Below are 17,615 nucleotides of genomic sequence, written 5' to 3' on the forward strand. Positions count from 1 at the left end.
GGCGGCCCGCAGGTGCACCCCTCAGGAGTCCGCATGGCCTGGAACACGCCCGGCAGTGACAACGGCGACCGCGAGCCGCGATCGCGCGGCCCGCGCCGTGGTTTCGCGCCGAACGATCTGCTCGACCGGCTGCGCGGCATGGCCGACGGCAACGGCCCGGCGCGCTGGGTCGCGCTGGTGCTCGGCGCATGGCTGGTGTTCTCGACGTTCACGCTGATCTCCGAGCAGCAGCGCGGCGTGGTGCTGCGCTTCGGACAGTTCGCGCGCGTGCTCACGCCCGGCCCGCACCTGAAGATGCCGTGGCCGATCGAGAGCGTGACCAAGGTCAATGCGACCGAGATCAAGACATTCACGCAGACCGTCCCGGTGCTTACGTCGGACGAGAACATCGTCTACGTCGACTTGAACGTGCAGTACCGCATCGCCGATGCGCAGCAGTACCTGTTCGGCACGCGCGATGCCGATGAAGTGCTGAAGGAAGCGTCGCTGTCGACGGTGCGCGAGATGGTCGGCCGTTCGAACCTCGATACGGTGCTCGGTTCGCGCAACCAGCTCGCGGTCGCCGCACGCACGCGTCTCGAGAAGTCGCTGCTTGCGTATCGCACCGGCCTGACGGTCACCGAACTCAACCTGCCGAATGCGCGTCCGCCGGAAGAAGTGAAACCCGCGTTCGACGACGTCAACAGCGCGCAGCAGGACAAGGATCGCGTGATCAGCGAAGCGCGCGCGTACGCCGCCAAGGTGATCCCCGAAGCGCGCGGCGATGCCGCACGCGTTCGCGCGACGGCCGAAGGCGAGAAGGCATCGGCGATCGCGCGTGCGACCGGCGATGCGAACCGCTTCTCCCTGCTCGTCGAGCAATACAAGGCCGCGCCGGATGTCACCCGCAAGCGCCTTTGGCTGGAAACCGTGCAGCGCGTGCTGTCGGAGAACCGCACGATCGTCGGCGGCGATTCGCGCCAGCTGATCTACGTGCCGATGTCCGATGCGAACACGACGCAGCCGACCGTGCCGCCGTTGCTCGCGCAGCCGCAGGCGCAGACGGCGCCATCGATCATTCCCGACGTGATGTCGCCGGTCACCGCATCGGGTGATTCGGGCGCGAACGCCGGTCGCGGACCGCGTTCACCGCGTGAGCCGCGCAGCGCAGGAGCCGAACGATGAGATATCCCGTCCTGATCGCACTGGTCGTCGCCACGCTGCTCGCGCTGATGGGTTCGGTGTTTATCGTGCCCGAAGGCCATAGCGCGATCGTGCTCAACCTCGGTCGCCTTGCGCGCACCGATCTCGGCCCGGGCCTGCACTTCAAGTTCCCGCTGGTCGAAAGCCAACTGGTGTTCGACCGTCGACTCAACGTGCTTCCCGCGGAACCGGAGCGTTACCTGACGTCCGAGCGCAAGGACATCAGCGTCGACTTCTTCGGCGTCGGCCGCATCGAGAACCTGCGCGCGTTCTACCGCGCGACGGGCGGCGATGAATCCGTTGCGATCGAACGCCTCGCGCCGATCATCAAGGACGCGCTGCGCAACGAGATCAATACGCGCACGTTGTCGGAAGTGGTGTCGGGCGATCGCAGCCGCATCGTTGCGGCGCAGCTGGCAGCGATCAACACCGGCGCGTCGACGCTGGGTGTTCGCATCCTCGACCTGCGCATCAAGCAGATCGACCTGCCGACCGACAGCAAGGTGATCGCCGACGTCTACAGTCGCATGAGCGCGCAGCGCAAGCAGGTCGCGAGCCAGTTGCGCGCGGAAGGTGCCGAAGCCGCGCAGCGCATCAAGGCCGATGCCGACCGCGACGCCGCGGTGATCGTCGCCGAAGCCGAGCGCGATGCGCAGGAACAGCGTGGCCAGGGTGATGCACAGGCCGCGCGCCTGTACGCCGATGCCGCACAGAAGGATCCGGGCTTCTACGCGTTCCAGCGCAGCCTCGAGGCGTATCGCAACGCGTTCGGCACCGGCCAGACGGTGATCGTCGTCGACAAGAACGATCCGTTCCTGCAGTACCTCAAGTCCGACCATTGATGGCGAGGGAGTTGCTGTCGGCACTGTGCCTGGTGGCGGTGCTCGAAGGCCTGTTCCTGTTCCTGACGCCCGAGGGCTGGAAGCGCACGGTGGAGCGGCTGTACGTGCTGACGACGCCGCAACTGCGTGCGTTCGGCGCCGCGATCGTCATCGTCGGACTGCTTTCGCTGTGGGCCGTGCGCGCCTGAACGACAGGCGGGGTGGCCCCGCTGTACCGAAACCCGGATAATGCACAAAAGCCGGACGGGGACACCCGCCGGCTTTTTCCATGTCTGCGATCCGCCACGGTGGATCGGTCGGCCGGAGTGCGCCCGAGGGCGCCATCACGCGCGCTGCCGCGTGCCGCCGATGTCGCGTGTCCACGCGGCCGGACGTCTGCATGCAGCGCATCTGGAGAGCGGTAATGGGTCAGTCGGTGGTGGTGTTGGGCGCCCAGTGGGGCGACGAAGGCAAGGGCAAGATCGTCGACCTGCTGACGCAGGACATCGGCGCCGTCGTGCGCTTCCAGGGCGGCCACAACGCCGGCCACACGCTGGTCATCGGCGGCAAGAAGACCGTGCTGCACCTGATCCCGTCGGGCGTGCTGCGTCCCGATGCGCTGTGCCTGATCGGCAACGGCGTGGTGCTGCATCCCGGCGCGCTGCAGAAGGAAATCGCGGAACTCGAAGGCAACGGCGTCGAAGTGCGTTCGCGCCTGAAGATCAGCCCGGCGACGCCGGTGATCATGCCGTACCACATCGCGCTGGATCAGGCGCGCGAGAAGGCCGCCGGCGGCAAGGCGATCGGCACCACCGGTCGCGGCATCGGCCCGGCCTACGAGGACAAGGTGGCGCGTCGCGGCATCCGCATCGCCGACCTGCATTACCCGCAGGAAATGGCCGAGAAGCTGCGCGCGGCGCTGGACTATCACAACTTCGTGCTGACCAAGTATCTCGGCGTCGACGGTGTGGACTACCAGCAGACGCTCGACGAAGCGCTCGCGTTCGGCGAATACGTCGAGCCGATGAAGGCCGACGTCGCGGGCATCCTTCACGAGCTGCGCAAGCAGGGCAAGCGCGTGCTGTTCGAAGGTGCGCAGGGTTCGCTGCTCGACATCGACCACGGCACCTATCCGTACGTTACCTCGTCGAACACGACGGTGGGCGGTGCGCTCGCCGGCACCGGCGTCGGCGCGGACGCGATCGACTACGTGCTCGGCATCGCCAAGGCGTATGCGACGCGCGTCGGCGGCGGCCCGTTCCCGACCGAGCTCGACGACGAGATCGGGCAGGGCATCCGCGACCGCGGCCAGGAATACGGCGCGACTACCGGCCGCCCGCGTCGCTGTGGCTGGATGGATATCGTGGCGCTCAAGCGTGCGGTTGCCATCAACGGCATCAGCGGGCTGTGCATCACCAAGCTCGACATCCTCGACGGGATGGAGAAGCTCAAGATCTGCATCGCGTACGAATACCGCGGCAAGCGCACCGAGTACGCGCCGCTGGACGCCGGCGGCTGGGAAGAATGCACGCCGGTCTACCTCGAATTCCCGGGCTGGGAAGAGAGCACGGCGGGCATCACCGAATGGGACAAGCTGCCGCCGGCCGCGCGCGCCTACCTGCGTTCGCTCGAGGAACTCGCCGGTTGCCCGCTCGCCATCGTGTCCACCGGGCCCGACCGCGACGCGAACATCGTGCTGCAGGATCCGTTCGCCTGAGATCGATGCGATTTGCTGCATGACACGGGCCGCCTTCGGGCGGCCCGTTGCGTTTCAGCGCGCGTCGATGCGGCCTGCACGGTCGATATGCGACGAAGGCGTCGTGAGCACACCTGCGGCCAGCGTCATCTTGATGTCGATCGGTCGAGGCCGCGCATGGCGTCGATGAATCTCCGGCAGGCGCGCAAGCGCCTTTCGCAGTGGCGGCTCGGGCTGACGTCGAGCCGTTACGAGTCGTCGGGACGCGGCGCGGGTGTCATCTCGACCGGGCAGGGCGATGCGGGCGGCAAGTCGTACGGCGAATACCAGCTCTCATCGCGCGCCGGCACGTTGCAGGCCTACCTCGCGCAGTCGAGTTACGGGCCGCGCTTCGCAGGACTCAAGCCCGGCACGCCCGCGTTCGATGCCATGTGGAAGCGCATCGCTGCCAACGAACCGGGCTTCGCGCAGGACCAGCACGATTTCATCGGGCGCACGCACTACGACGCGCAACTCACGCGCCTTCGCGAGGCGGGCGTCGATTTGGCCGCGGCCGGTTACGCCGTGCACGACATGCTGTGGAGCACGGCGGTGCAATACGGCGCGCTGACGCTGTCGATCGTTACCAAGGCGCTGCGCACGGCGTTCGGCGCGACGGTGGATGCATCCACGTTGACCGACGCGCAGATCGTCGCCGCCGTGCAGGACTACAAGCTCGCGCACATCGATACGCTGTTCGCGCACTCCAAGCCGCTATGGCCCGGCCTGCGGCGCCGCATCGGCGACGAGAAGCGCGACCTGCTGCGCCTTGCCGATGCCGAGCGCATAGTCTCCGAAGCAGACCGCAGCGCGACCGACCGTGCGGCTCGGAGCGCGTGACCGTCTGCACCTGCGGCTAACGTCCCGCGCCTACGCTGTCGGCCTGTTGCAAGGAAGCCGACCGATGCGCAAACGCCCCGCAATTCCCGTCTCCGCATTCGTGCTCGCGACGACGGCATCGCTGCTGTGCACGGGCTGCCACATGCTTGGCGCACTGTTCGACATGCATCCGCTGCGCATCGTGGTGGCGATGGTGGTGATCGTCGCGATCCTGGGCTTCTTCGCGCTGAAGTCGAACCGGCGCTAGTCGGCGTCGATGCGGTGCACGTCCTGCGCGATGCGAGCGACTTCCGCGGGTACATGGCTGACATAGATCATCGGCAGGCCGCTCTCGTCGCGCACGCGCTGCAGATAGGGCAAGAGTTCGTCGCGACGATCCGCGTCGAGCATCGACAGCGGCTCGTCGAGCAGCAGCAGTCGCGGCTGTGCGAGCAGGGCGCGGCCGAGTGCGATGCGTTGCACCTCGCCGCCCGATAGGCCGTTGCTTCGACGCGCGAGCAGGGGCGCGAGTGCGAGCAGCTCGACGACATCGTCGAAGCGTGTCGCAGCGTTCGATGGTGACTGCCTCGCGCCGTAGAGCAGGTTGGCGCGAACGTCGAGGTGCGGAAACAGGCGGCCGTCCTGGAACACGTATCCGATGCGGCGGCGATGCGCGGGCACGTCGATACGTCGCGACGAATCGAACAACGTTTCGCCCGCGATTTCGACGCGGCCTTCGAGCGGTGTGACCAACCCCGCGACCGCATGCAGCAGCGACGTCTTGCCGCTTCCGGACGCGCCGACTACCGCGACCACGCGCGACGCGCTCTGCAGTCGCACGTGTCGTTCGAAGCCGCCGCGTCGCAGCACTACGTCGATGTCGTGGACGATGCCGGTCATGTCGGCGGATCCGTGCGGCCGCGCTGCAGCAGCGCTTCCGCCGCCAGCATCGCGATGAATGAGATCGCGACCGAAACCGCGCAAAGCAACCAGACGCGCGACTCCGCACCCGGCACCTGCAACAAGCCGTAGATCGCCGACGACAGCGTGCGCGTTTCGCCGGGGATGCTGGAAACGAAGGTGATGGTCGCACCGAATTCGCCGACCGCTTTGGCGAAGCCGAGTACAGCGCCCGCGACGATGCCCGGCCACGCGAGCGGCAGGGTGATGCCGGTGAACACGCGCCACGGCGACGCGCCAAGTGTGGACGCTGCGTTCTCGAGTCGGCGGTCGACGCCTTCGATCGACAACCGGATCGCGCGCACCATCAGTGGGAAAGCCATCACCGCGCATGCGAGCGCGGCGCCCGTCCAGCGGAATGCGAACGTGATGCCGAGCGCGTCGTGCAGCCACGCGCCGATGAGCCCGCGTCGGCCGAGCAATGCGAGCAGCGCGTAACCCGTGACAACCGGCGGCAGCACCAGCGGCAGGTGCACGAGCGCATCCACGAGCAATCGCCCCGGGAAACGGCGTCGCGCGAGCAGCCAGCCGACTGCGATCGCGACCGGCAGGCTCGCGACTGTCGCGACGGTCGCAACCTTCAGGCTCAGCAGGACCGCCGAGGCTTCGTCGGCGGTGAGCATGCTCATTTGGGTGCCGAGAATCCGTGGCGACGGAAGATGGCCTGCGCCGCCGGAGATGCGAGCCACGCGACGAAACCCGCCGCCTGCGGATTCGTGCTGTCGGCGACGCGTGCGGCCGGATACACGATGCGCGGATGCGTGGACGCCGGGAACCGCGCGACGACACGGACACGCGGTTCCGCGAGCGCATCGCTACCGTAGACGACGCCGAGCATCGCTTCGCCTCGCGCGACCAGCTGCAGCGCCGCGCGCACGTTCTCCGACTCGACCACGCGCGGCTGCACGCCGTTCCATGCGTCCAGCGATTCGAGTGCCGCGCGGCCGTACTTGCCGGCTGGAACGCTGGTCGTAAGCGCGAGGGCGATACGGCCGTCGCTGCCGAGCAGCGGTCGCAGGTCGACGCCGCGCTTCAGCGTAATCGGCGGCGTCTTCGAATTGGCCGGCGCGATCAGCACCAGCGAATTGCCGGCGATATCACGACGCGTCTTCGCGTCGATCAGCCGCTTCGTCTGCAACTCGTCCATCCAGTCGAGATCGGCGGACACGAACACGTCGGCCGGCGCGCCGTCCTCGATCTGTCGCGCGAGTGCGGAACTCGCGGCGTACGACGTGCGCACCGTCGCGCCATGCGTGCTGTCGTAGAGCGCGCCCGCTTCGTCCAGCGTCTCCTTCAGGCTCGCCGCGGCGAACACCGTGATCGGCTGCGCGGCAAACGCCGGAAGCGCGGCGAATGCGAGTACGAGCGCGGCGAGGAAGCGGATCGGCAGGCGCATGGGGCGGTCGGTTACAGGGCTGGCGGCATTAGACCAGAGCGCGTCTTCACCCGGCGAGCGCTGGCGGCATCGTCCAATTCAGGCGGTTCACGACGAGCACGGCATGGACGGCGATTCCGGGCACAAGACTCCCAAGCGGCAGGCCAGGCGCGACGACGCCTTCGTGCGCGTCCGCGGCGCGCGCGAGCACAACCTCAAGGATGTCGACGTCGACATCCCGCGCGATGCGCTGGTGGTGTTTACCGGCGTGTCGGGTTCCGGCAAGTCGTCGCTGGCATTCGGCACGTTGTATGCGGAAGCGCAGCGACGCTATTTCGAATCCGTCGCGCCGTATGCGCGCCGCCTGATCGATCAGGTGGGCGTGCCGGACGTCGACGAGATCGAAGGCCTGCCGCCCGCGGTGGCGCTGCAGCAGCAGCGTGGCACCGCGAGCGCGCGGTCGACCGTCGGCAGCGTCACCACGCTTTCGAGCCTGGTGCGCATGATGTATTCGCGCGCCGGTACGTATCCGCCGCGGCAGGCGATGCTGTACGCCGAGGATTTCTCGGCGAATACGCCGCAGGGCGCGTGCCCGAACTGCCACGGGCTCGGCTATGTCTATGACGTCACCGAAGCTTCGATGGTGCCGGATCCATCGCTGTCGATTCGCGACCGCGCGATCGCATCGTGGCCGCCCGCATGGCACGGACAGAACCTGCGCGACATCCTGGTGACGCTCGGCTACGACGTCGAAACGCCATGGAAGAACCTGCCGAAGAAGGATCGCGACTGGATCCTCTTCACCGAGGAAACGCCGACCGTGCCGGTGTATCCGGGTTTCACGCCCGCGGAAACGCGCGCCGCGCTGAAGCGCAAAGCCGAGCCCGCATACATGGGCACATTCACCGGTGCGCGCCGCTACGTGCTGCACACGTTCGCGTCCACGCAGAGCGCGTTGATGAAGCGCCGCGTCGCGCGCTATCTCACCGGCACGTTGTGCCCGGTCTGCGATGGCAAGCGACTCAAGCGCGAAGCGCTGTCGGTGAAGTTCGCGGGACTCGATATCGGCGAGTTGTCGCAGTTGTCGTTCGATCGACTGGCCGACGTATTGCGGCCCGTCGCGGAAGGCCGCTTAGAAGCCGCATCACGCAAGGCACATGGCGACGCGCGCGGGGCCGAGGCGACGAAGCGCGATCGCGCCACGCGCAAGGCGGCCGGCCATGCCACGCACGCCGCCGCACCGGACGTGCACCGCACCGGCAACATGTCGGAGGAAAAGCGCATCGCCGCGCAACGCATCGCGGCCGATCTCGTCGCACGCATCGGCACGCTGCAGGGCCTGGGGCTCGGGTATCTCGCGATGGATCGAGCAACGCCGACGCTGTCGCCCGGCGAACATCAACGGCTTCGGTTGGCGACGCAGATCCGATCGAATCTGTTCGGCGTCGTCTACGTTCTGGACGAGCCGTCCGCAGGCCTGCACCCGGCCGACAGCGAAGCGCTGTTCGAGGCGCTGCTGCAGTTGCGTGAGAGCGGCAATTCGATTTTCGTGGTCGAGCACGACCTAGACACCATGCGTCGCGCCGACTGGCTGGTCGACGTCGGGCCCGCCGCCGGCGAACGCGGCGGGCAGGTGCTCTACAGCGGCCCGCCGCCGGGACTCGAAGCGGTGTCGACGTCGGAAACCGCGCGCTATCTCTTCGATCGTGTGCCCGCACCGGCGCGCGTCCGTCGCGATCCGACCGGCTGGCTCGAACTGCGTGACGTGCACCGCAACAATCTGCATGGTCTCGACGCGCGCATCCCGCTCGGCGTCCTCACTGCAGTGACCGGCGTGTCGGGCTCGGGCAAGTCCAGCCTGATCAGCCAGGCACTGGTCGAACTCGTCTGCGGTCACCTGGGTCACGAACCGGAGGACGACGAGCCCGAGCCCGAGGACGGGCCCAGCATCGTGCAGCGCACGCGCGGGCATCTCGGTGGCGACGTCGATGCGATCCGTCGACTGGTGCGCGTCGACCAGAAACCCATCGGCCGCACGCCGCGGTCGAATCTCGCGACGTACACCGGCCTGTTCGACCACGTGCGCAAGCTGTTCGCGGCGACGCCCGATGCGCGACGTCGTCGCTACGACGCCGGGCGCTTCTCGTTCAACGTCGCCAAGGGGCGTTGCGAAACCTGCGAGGGCGAAGGCTTCGTCAGCGTCGAATTGCTGTTCATGCCGAGCGTCTACGCGCCATGCCCGACCTGCCACGGCGCGCGCTACAACGAAGCGACGCTGAAGGTGCAGTGGAACGGCAAGAACATCGCGCAGGTGCTCGCGCTCAACGTCGAGGAAGCCTGCGAGTTTTTTGCCGACGAGTCGACGGTGCTGCGGCCGCTCGAACTGCTGCGCGACATCGGCCTCGGCTATCTGCGCCTCGGGCAACCGGCGACGGAACTGTCGGGCGGCGAAGCGCAACGCATCAAGCTGGTGACCGAGTTGCAACGCAGCCAGCGTGGGCGTGGTCTATACGTACTCGACGAACCGACAACGGGCCTGCACGCCGCTGACGTCGATCGACTGATGGCGCAGCTGCACGGCCTCGTCGATGCGGGCAACACCGTCGTACTCGTCGAGCATGAGATGCGCGTGGTCGCGCAGAGCGACTGGGTGATCGACATCGGCCCCGGCGCGGGCGAGGAGGGCGGTCGACTGGTCGCCTGCGGGCCGCCGGCCGAGATCGCGCGCTCCGCTGAAAGTCGCACCGCGCCTTATCTCGCCGAAGTCATGGGCCGCCGACGCCCGTAGCTTCCTCGTCGCAGCTCGCGACATCCGCCACCGGCGACGGTGGCATCGCCGGCACTTCTGCCGGCACCGCGATTTCGGTATGGCCGGCCGGCAGCATTCTCGCCTTGCGCCAGCCGCCGAACAGGTAATACGCGCCGGATGCGAGCATCGCGACGATCGCGCTCGCCGGGAAACTCCACCAGATCGCGTCCGCACCCAGGCGCGGCTGCAGCATCGATGCGAATGGCACGCGCACGCCCCACAGTGCGAACGCGAGGATCAGCAGCGGCGGAATCACCGCGCCGGTCGCGCGCACGACGCCGGAAAGCACGAACGTCACGCCGAAGAACAGGAACGAGACGATCACGATCGGGTCGAGGTGCTGTGCGATCGCCAGCGCCGGGCTCGACTCGGGAAGGAACAGCGACAAGGTCTGTCGGTCGAACACGATCAACGGAATGATCAGCGCGCCGGTCATGAGGAAGTTGAACAGCACGCCGGACTTTGCGGTCGAATGCACGCGGTCCCAGCGATTCGCGCCGACGTTCTGCGCGGCCATCGACGAACACGCCGCACCGATCGCCATCGCCGGCATCTGCACGTAGGTCCACAGCTGCAGCGATGCACCGTAAGCCGCTGTCGTTTCGACGCCGTGCTTGTTGACCATCGTCATCATCGCCAGCATCGCGACCGAGATCAGCATCATCTGCAGGCCGATCGGAATGCCCTTGACGATCAGCGACTTCAGTACCTCGAAGTTCGGTTTGTAGAGATGCCGCTCGTTGCGGCTGATCCACAGACGATGCTTCTTGTGGCGCAGCCACAGCAGCAACGCGGTGAGGCTGGTGGCGTTCGCGATCAAGGTCGCCGTCGCCGCGCCGGAGATGCCCATCTTCGGGAACGGGCCGATGCCGAACAGCAGCAACGGGTTGAAGCCGATGTCGAGCACGACGGTCAGCAACAGGAAGATGAAAGGCGTGCGTGTATCGCCGGAGCCGCGAAGGATCGCGGTGATGAACGTAAACGCGTAGAGGAATGGCAGCGCAAGGAAGATGATGCGCAGATAGGCCTCGGCGAACGGCAGTGCGGCGGCGGGCGTGTCCATCCACGAGAGCACGTGTCGCGACAGTGGCAGGCCGACCGCCGCGATGATGATCGACAGGCTGATGAAGAACGTCGCGCTGGTGCCGATCACGCAGCGTGCCTGCGTCAAATCGTTGCGACCGATGGACTGCGCGACCAGGATGCTCGCCGCCATGCCGACGCCGAACACCGCGCCGAGCAGGAGGAACATCACGTTGTTGGCGTTTGCGGTCGCGGTGAGCGCCTGCTCGCCGAGGAACCGACCCACCCATACCGCGTTGATCGAGCCGTTGAGGGACTGCAGTACGTTGCCGCCGAGGATGGGCAGCGCGAACAGGAACAGAGTGCGGGCGATTGGGCCTTCGGTGAGGTTGTGACGTTGCGGCATTCGATCCTCCGGAAGCGCACCAGCCTACCGAGCCGGCGTGACCGCGATGCGCACTGCAGGCGCGCCGCGACGACGAACGGAATGCAGATGTGAACGTCCGGTTGGCGCGCCGATAACAATCGTGTCGATAACCTGTGAACGCTCCCGGCCGGTGCACGGACCCGTCGGGCAGCGCGGACCGTTGCTGACTGCCCCCCGCAGCAGCCACGGAATGGAACGGCGTCGACGACGGCGCCGCCGCCAATCGAGGAAGCAGACATGACCAGCAGCAACCGCGGCGGCCGCCACGGAGGTGGCTTCGGCAGCATGGATCCGGATAAACAACGTGCAATCTCATCGATGGGCGGCCGTGCCGCACACGAGAGCGGCCACGCCCACGAGTTCGACTCGGCGGAGGCCCGCGAGGCCGGCCGCAAGGGCGGCGAGGCGGTGAGTCGCGATCGCGCGCACATGGCGCAGATCGGCCGGCTGGGTGGCGAGGCCAGCCACGGTGGCGGTAAACGCACCGCGGCAGTCGCCATCGTCTCGAACGAACGACGGGCCGACCCGCTGATGGGCGACGTCGTCTGACGGATGCAGCAAAGAAAAAGCCCCGCAGATGCGGGGCTCTTTCCGGCCGTTTTCCGGCTTACATCACGTTTGGTTCGCTGAAGGCTTCCGGCTCGCCGTCGAAGGCCTCGATCGGCACGCACGAGCAGAACACGTTCTTGTCGCCGTAGACGTTGTCGACGCGCGCCACGGGCGGCCAGTACTTGTGCTGCTTGAGCACGGGCAACGGGAACGCGGCCAACTCGCGCGGATACGCGTGCGTCCATTCGCTGCCCGCGACCATCGTCGCGGTGTGCGGCGCGTTCTTGAGCGGGTTGTCCTCGCGATCCAGGCGACCGTCCTCGATCGCACGGATCTCGTCGCGGATCTGGATCATCGCGTCGATGAAGCGATCGAGTTCGTGCAGCGACTCGCTCTCCGTCGGCTCGACCATCAGCGTGCCCGCGACCGGGAAGCTCAGCGTGGGCGCATGGAAACCGAAGTCGATGAGGCGCTTGGCCACGTCCTCTGCGCTGATACCGGTCGCGTCCTTGATCGGGCGCAGGTCGAGGATGCACTCGTGCGCGACGAGTCCATTGCGACCCGTGTAGAGCGTCTCGTAATGCGGCTCGAGCTTCTTCGCGATGTAGTTCGCGTTGAGCAACGCGACCTGTGTCGCGCGACGCAGGCCGGACGCGCCCATCATCGTCACGTACATCCAGCTGATGGGCAGGATCGACGCGGAACCGAAGCTCGCCGCCGACACCATGCCGACGCCGCCTTCGCCGACGCCCGACGTGCGCATGCCGTCCTTGTGCAGCGCGCCCGGCAGGAACGGCGCGAGGTGCGACTTCACCGCGCACGGGCCCACGCCCGGGCCGCCGCCGCCGTGTGGAATGCAGAACGTCTTGTGCAGGTTGAGGTGCGAAACGTCCGAGCCCCACTTGCCGGGCTTGGCGACACCGACCAGTGCGTTCATGTTCGCGCCGTCGGTATAAACCTGGCCGCCGTGCTTGTGCACGATCTCGCAGATCTCGACCACGTCTTCCTCGAACACGCCATGCGTGGACGGGTAGGTCATCATGATCGCCGCGAGCCGGTCGGAATACTTCTCCGCCTTCGCGCGGATGTCGCCGACGTCGACGTTGCCGTTGGCATCGCACTTGGTGACGACGACCTGCATGCCGCACATCTGCGCCGACGCGGGATTCGTGCCGTGCGCGGATTCCGGGATCAGGCAGATGTCGCGATGGCCTTCATTGCGCGACAGGTGGTACGCGCGGATCGCGAGCAGGCCCGCGTATTCGCCCTGCGCACCGGAATTCGGTTGCAGGCTCACCGCGTCATAGCCGGTGCATTCGACCAGCATGTCCTCGAGGCCGGCGATCAGCTCGCGATAGCCTTCGGCCTGGTCGGCCGGCGCGAACGGATGGATGTTCGCGAACTCCGGCCACGTCACCGGGATCATCTCGGCCGTGGCGTTGAGCTTCATCGTGCACGAGCCCAGCGGGATCATCGTGCGGTCGAGCGCGAGGTCCTTGTCGGCCAGCATGCGCATGTAGCGCAGGATTTCGTGTTCGCTGTGATGCGTGTTGAACACCGGGTGCGTGAGGAACGCGCTGGTGCGCTGCACTTCGGCCGGAATCAGCGACGGCGCCTTCGCGTCGAGCGTGTCGATGTCCGGCAGCGTCGCGTCATCGCCGCCGAAGATGCGCCACAGCAGTTCGAGGTCCGCGCGCGTCGTCGTTTCGTCGAGCGAGATGCACAGGTACTCGTCCCACGCGATGCGCAGGTTCGCGCCCATCGAACGTGCACGTGCGGCGATCGCACCGGTGCGGTCGCCGGTCTTGAGGCAGATCGTGTCGAACGCCGTGTTGTGGTGATGGCGGTCGAAGCCGAGTTCGGCGAGACCGGCAGCGAGGATCGCCGTCATGCGCGCCACGCGCGAGGCAATGCGCGTCAGACCTTCCGGGCCGTGGTAGACGGCGTACATCGACGCCATCACGGCGAGCAGAACCTGTGCGGTGCAGATGTTCGACGTCGCCTTCTCGCGACGGATGTGCTGCTCGCGCGTCTGCAGCGTCAGGCGATAAGCAGGTTTGCCTTCTGTGTCGATCGACACGCCGATCAGGCGGCCCGGCATCGAGCGCTTGAACGCATCGCGGCAGGCCATGAACGCGGCATGCGGGCCGCCGAAACCGAACGGCACGCCGAAGCGCTGGCTGTTGCCGATCACGATGTCCGCACCCATTTCGCCCGGCGGCTTGAGCAGCGTCAGCGCAAGCAGATCGGTGGCGAACACGACGAGCGCGCCGTTCGCGTGGATCGCTTCTGCGTCAGCCGTCCAGTCGGCGAGCCAACCGCTCGACGCCGGGTACTGGATCAGCACGCCGAAGAAGTCGCCCTTGGCGAGCGCGGCCTTCCAGTCGTCGTTGCCGTTGGCCAGCTCGACGTTGATGCCGAGCGGCTCGGCGCGCGTGCGCAGCACTTCGATCGTCTGCGGATGCGTGTCGCCGGACACGAGGAACGTGTTGGACTTCGACTTGGCCGAACGCTTCGCAAGCGTCATCGCCTCGGCGGCCGCGGTGGCTTCATCGAGCAGGGATGCGTTCGCGATCTCCATGCCCGTGAGCTCGGCAACCATCGTCTGGAAGTTGATCAGCGCTTCCATGCGGCCCTGCGAGATCTCGGCCTGGTACGGCGTGTACGCCGTGTACCAGGCGGGGTTCTCGAGGATGTTGCGCAGGATGACGTTCGGCGTCTGCGTGCCGTAGTAGCCCTGACCGATGAAGCTGCGGTAGACGCTGTTCTTCGCTGCGATCGCGCGGATCTTGGCGAGCGCCTCGACCTCGCTGATCGGCTCGGGCAGCGCGAGCGGATTGCCGGATGCGATGGAGCCGGGGACGATCGCGTCGGTCAGTGCATCGAGCGAATCGTGGCCGACGGTGCGCAGCATCTGCGCGATCTCGGCGTCGTTCGGGCCGATGTGGCGTTCGATGAAGCCGTCGTGGTGCTCGAGGGCGCGCAGGGAGGTGGGCTGGGTCATGGCGGGCATCAGTGCGCGGCGCACGGCCGCGGGAAGGTGCCCCTCTGTCCTTTTGCCTGAGAGTTTGGACACGCGGGGGAGGATGCGTGTCTTGCCCCTTCGGCGCCGGCGCGTACCCGAAGGCAGGCCGATCTCTCCAGAGTGTGTGCAGCCGGCGGTGTGGGGGCCTGAGCGATTCCGGGCGATTGCGCCTTCGGCAGCGGGTCGAAACCCGCTTCTCCCACCGGGTGCGTCGACGCCAATTGTACCGCGAGGGCTGGGCGCGCCGCAGGCGTCGGGCTACGCTGACGGCCGCTCATTGGGGAATGCGCATGGCCCGGTTCATGGTGACGTCGCTGGCGTCGGCTCTGCTCATCGCGGGTGCCGCTGGCGCCGAGGAACGGGAACTCGTGATTCCCGACGTCGCGACGCCGACGTTGCCGGCGAAAGCCTCGACGGTGCGGGCCTTCGTGCCCGCCGGCTGGACGATCGAAAGCAGGCTCGACGGGCCGATCGACGCCGACGCCAAGGCCGATGCCGTGCTGCTGCTGCACAACGCCGATCCGCGCAACGTCCTGCACAACGACGGCTTTGGCGTGCAGGAGCTCGACACGAATCCGCGCCTGCTGGTCGTGCTCGTTGCCGACCCCGCGGGCGGTTGGCGGCGCGTCGCGCAGTCGGACCGGCTGATCCGCCGCAATGACACGCCCACATTGGACGACCCGCTCGAAGAAGGCGGCATCGAACTGAAGAACCGCGTGCTCGACGTCACCGTGGGCTTCTTCGCCAACGCCGGCTCGTGGACGATGAGCCATACCAGCTACAAGTTCCGCTGGCAGGACGGCTGCATGCGCATGATCGGGTTCGACGAGAACAGCGTGCAGCGCAACAGCGGCGAGATGACCGACGTCAGCGTCAACCTGCTCACCAACAAGGCGTCGCGCACGGTCGGCAGCATCGAAGACGACCGCACGCACATTCGCCGTTACACGCTCAAATCGCGCGCGCCGGTCTGTCTCGAAACCGTCAACGACGAGTTCGATCCCGTCGTGCCGGGCGAGTAACCGTTACGCCGCGGCGGCTTCGTCCGCGGCCTGCAACTGCAGCTGCCACAGCTGCGCGTAATGGCCGAGCGCGGCGATGAGCTCGTCGTGCGTGCCCTGTTCGACGATGCGGCCGGCGTCCATCACCAGGATGCGGTCGGCATTCATCACGGTCGACAGGCGGTGCGCGATCACCAGCGTCGTGCGGCCTTCTGCGATGCGTTCCAGCTCGGCCTGGATCGCTTTTTCCGAACGCGAATCGAGTGCGGAGGTCGCTTCGTCGAAGATCATGATCGCCGGGTTCTTCAGCAGCGCACGCGCGATCGCAACGCGTTGCTTCTCGCCGCCCGAGAGTTTCAGGCCGCGCTCGCCGACTTCGGTTTCGTAACCGTCCGGCATCGCGAGGATGAACTCGTGGATGTGCGCCGCCTTCGCCGCGGCTTCGACTTCATCGCGCGTCGCTTCGGGGCGGCCGTAATGGATGTTGTAGAAGATCGTGTCGTTGAACAGCACGGTGTCCTGCGGCACCGTCGCGATCGCCGCGCGCACGGAACCCTGCGTCAGGTCACGCAGGTCGTGGCCGTCGATGGTGATGCGGCCGTGGTCCGGGTCGTAGAAACGATAGAGCAGGCGCGCGAGCGTCGACTTGCCGGAACCGGAATGGCCGACGACGGCGACAGTTTGTCCCGGACGGATCTCGAAGTTCACGCCCTTGAGGATCTCGCGACGCCGGTCGTACGCGAATCGCACATCCTCGAAGCGCACGTGCGCCCTGCGCGTGTGCAGCGGCTGCGAGCCCGCCTTGTCCTGCACGTCGAGCTTCTCGTCGAGCAGGCCGAACAGGCGCTCCATGTTGGTGATCGACTGCTTGATCTCGCGATACATCATGCCGAGGTAGTTCAGCGGGCCGGCGAGCTGCAGCAGATACGCGTTGACCAGCACCAGGTCGCCCAGCGTGAACTGCCCGGCGACGACGCCCGCCGCCGCGCGCCACATCAGTGCGGTGACGCCGAGCGACACGATCGCGGTCTGGCCGACATTGAGCACGGCGAGCGACTTCAGGCTCATCACCGTCGCTTCCTCGACGTGCTTGAGGTTCTCGTCGTAGCGGCGTGCCTCGTGCTCCTCGTTGTTGAAGTACTTCACCGTCTCGTAGTTGAGCAGCGAGTCGACCGCGCGCGAGTTCGCCTTGGTGTCGGCTTCCACCTTCGCGCGGTAATAGCGCGTGCGCCATTCGGTGACGGCGAACGTCCAGCCGATGTAGCCGGCCAGCGTGAGGAGAGTGATCCCGCCGAACGACCAGCCGTACTTGTAGACGAGGAAGCCGGTGACCAGCGTCACTTCGATGACCGTGGGGATGATCGTGTAGATCGTCCAGTCGAGAAGATCGGTGATCGCGGTGCCACCGCGTTCGACATCGCGTGATACGCCGCCGGTGCGTCGCGACAGGTGGAACTTCAGGCTCAGCGCATGCAGGTGGCGGAACACCTTCAGCGTGACTTCGCGCGCGGTGCGCGCCATCACGCGCGCGAACACGACTTGGCGCAATTCCGTGAACAGGTTGACGCCCACGCGCGCCGCGCCGTACGCGGTGAGCAGCAGCACCGGCAGCACGCGCAGCGACGCCTGGATGTTCAGCGAGTCGACGATGTGCTTGAGCAGCATCGGCACGGTCAGCCCGAGCAGCTTGGCGACCAGCAGGCAGCCGATCGCGAACGCGATGCGCGCGACGTGCGGTTTGAGGTAGGGAAGCAGCGAGGCGACGATGCCGTAATCGCTGCGCTGCGTGCCGCGCGTGGCGACGCTCAGGGGGTCGGGGGAGGCCATGCGGTCAACGTAAGGGCGCGGGCGCGGCGGAACAACCCGCGGCCGGTCCACGGCCCGTTCCA

Annotated in this window: 15 protein-coding genes and 1 riboswitch; of the genes, 9 read left to right on the plus strand and 6 right to left on the minus strand. The window is 67.0% G+C overall.

The genetic code is table 11. The annotated features are described in order from the left end of the window. Positions 1–33: 33 nt before the first annotated feature. From hflK to ACVWZN_RS01225, 6 genes are all read left to right on the plus strand, one after another. A complete protein-coding gene (gene hflK, locus ACVWZN_RS01200; protein WP_456952274.1) occupies positions 34–1,164 on the plus strand; it encodes an FtsH protease activity modulator HflK in 1,131 nt (376 codons plus the stop codon). After that, positions 1,161–2,024, plus strand: a complete 864-nt coding sequence (hflC, locus tag ACVWZN_RS01205) for a protease modulator HflC (protein ID WP_456952275.1) — start codon at positions 1,161–1,163, stop codon at positions 2,022–2,024. The genes hflK and hflC overlap by 4 nt, the downstream gene beginning before the upstream one ends. Continuing rightward, positions 2,024–2,212: a DUF2065 domain-containing protein gene (locus ACVWZN_RS01210; RefSeq protein ID WP_027082535.1), complete on the plus strand. Its 189-nt coding sequence runs from the start codon at positions 2,024–2,026 to the stop codon at positions 2,210–2,212. Before hflC ends, ACVWZN_RS01210 begins: the two co-directional genes overlap by 1 nt. A gap of 215 nt (positions 2,213–2,427) precedes the next feature. Further along, positions 2,428–3,720, plus strand: coding sequence for an adenylosuccinate synthase (locus ACVWZN_RS01215; protein ID WP_456952276.1), 1,293 nt, complete (start codon positions 2,428–2,430; stop codon positions 3,718–3,720). A 156-nt stretch (positions 3,721–3,876) separates the two neighbouring features. Then, a complete protein-coding gene (locus ACVWZN_RS01220; RefSeq protein WP_456952277.1) occupies positions 3,877–4,578 on the plus strand; it encodes a VgrG-related protein in 702 nt (233 codons plus the stop codon). Between the two features lie 64 nt (positions 4,579–4,642). Beyond that, the gene (locus ACVWZN_RS01225; RefSeq protein WP_456952278.1) at positions 4,643–4,825 is read left to right on the plus strand and encodes a hypothetical protein; all 183 of its coding nucleotides are present in this window, start codon (positions 4,643–4,645) and stop codon (positions 4,823–4,825) included. On the opposite strand, the gene ACVWZN_RS01230 is transcribed toward ACVWZN_RS01225, so the two are convergent. Genes ACVWZN_RS01230 through modA form a run of 3 tightly spaced genes read right to left on the minus strand, consistent with a single transcriptional unit; the run spans position 4,822 to position 6,913 of the window. Next, positions 4,822–5,457 carry an ATP-binding cassette domain-containing protein gene (locus tag ACVWZN_RS01230; RefSeq protein ID WP_456952279.1) on the minus strand — a complete coding sequence of 212 codons (636 nt, stop codon included), beginning with the start codon at positions 5,455–5,457 and terminating at the stop codon, positions 4,822–4,824. The two genes, ACVWZN_RS01225 and ACVWZN_RS01230, sit on opposite strands and share 4 nt — an antisense overlap. After that, positions 5,454–6,140 (minus strand): molybdate ABC transporter permease subunit, encoded by a 687-nt coding sequence (modB, locus tag ACVWZN_RS01235; protein ID WP_456954676.1) that lies wholly within the window; start codon positions 6,138–6,140, stop codon positions 5,454–5,456. The genes ACVWZN_RS01230 and modB overlap by 4 nt, the downstream gene beginning before the upstream one ends. Before the next feature lie 2 nt (positions 6,141–6,142). Then, a complete protein-coding gene (gene modA, locus ACVWZN_RS01240) occupies positions 6,143–6,913 on the minus strand; it encodes a molybdate ABC transporter substrate-binding protein (protein ID WP_456952280.1) in 771 nt (256 codons plus the stop codon). A gap of 103 nt (positions 6,914–7,016) precedes the next feature. On the opposite strand from modA, the gene ACVWZN_RS01245 reads away from it, so the two are divergent. Next, positions 7,017–9,680, plus strand: coding sequence for an excinuclease ABC subunit A (locus tag ACVWZN_RS01245; RefSeq protein WP_456952281.1), 2,664 nt, complete (start codon positions 7,017–7,019; stop codon positions 9,678–9,680). Here ACVWZN_RS01245 and ACVWZN_RS01250 read toward each other — a convergent pair. Then, a complete protein-coding gene (locus ACVWZN_RS01250) occupies positions 9,658–11,130 on the minus strand; it encodes an MATE family efflux transporter (RefSeq protein WP_456952282.1) in 1,473 nt (490 codons plus the stop codon). The genes ACVWZN_RS01245 and ACVWZN_RS01250 overlap by 23 nt on opposite strands. Positions 11,131–11,388: 258 nt before the next feature. Here ACVWZN_RS01250 and ACVWZN_RS01255 point away from each other — a divergent pair, with 258 nt between their 5' ends. Beyond that, positions 11,389–11,700 (plus strand): KGG domain-containing protein, encoded by a 312-nt coding sequence (locus ACVWZN_RS01255; RefSeq protein WP_081671999.1) that lies wholly within the window; start codon positions 11,389–11,391, stop codon positions 11,698–11,700. 58 nt (positions 11,701–11,758) lie between these two features. Here ACVWZN_RS01255 and gcvP read toward each other — a convergent pair whose 3' ends face one another. Then, complete coding sequence (gcvP, locus tag ACVWZN_RS01260) at positions 11,759–14,713, minus strand: aminomethyl-transferring glycine dehydrogenase (protein WP_456952283.1); 2,955 nt, start codon at positions 14,711–14,713, stop codon at positions 11,759–11,761. A 25-nt stretch (positions 14,714–14,738) separates the two neighbouring features. Then, a riboswitch (glycine riboswitch) is annotated at positions 14,739–14,854 on the minus strand. Positions 14,855–15,015: 161 nt separating this feature from the next. Between gcvP and ACVWZN_RS01265 the strand changes: the two genes are divergently transcribed. Next, positions 15,016–15,747, plus strand: coding sequence for a hypothetical protein (locus ACVWZN_RS01265; protein WP_456952284.1), 732 nt, complete (start codon positions 15,016–15,018; stop codon positions 15,745–15,747). A gap of 3 nt (positions 15,748–15,750) precedes the next feature. Here the strand turns inward: ACVWZN_RS01265 and ACVWZN_RS01270 are convergent, their stop codons facing one another. Further along, positions 15,751–17,553 carry an ABCB family ABC transporter ATP-binding protein/permease gene (locus tag ACVWZN_RS01270; protein ID WP_456952285.1) on the minus strand — a complete coding sequence of 601 codons (1,803 nt, stop codon included), beginning with the start codon at positions 17,551–17,553 and terminating at the stop codon, positions 15,751–15,753. Positions 17,554–17,615 lie beyond the last annotated feature (62 nt).

The sequence above is a fragment of the Lysobacter sp. HA35 genome (assembly GCF_054061195.1).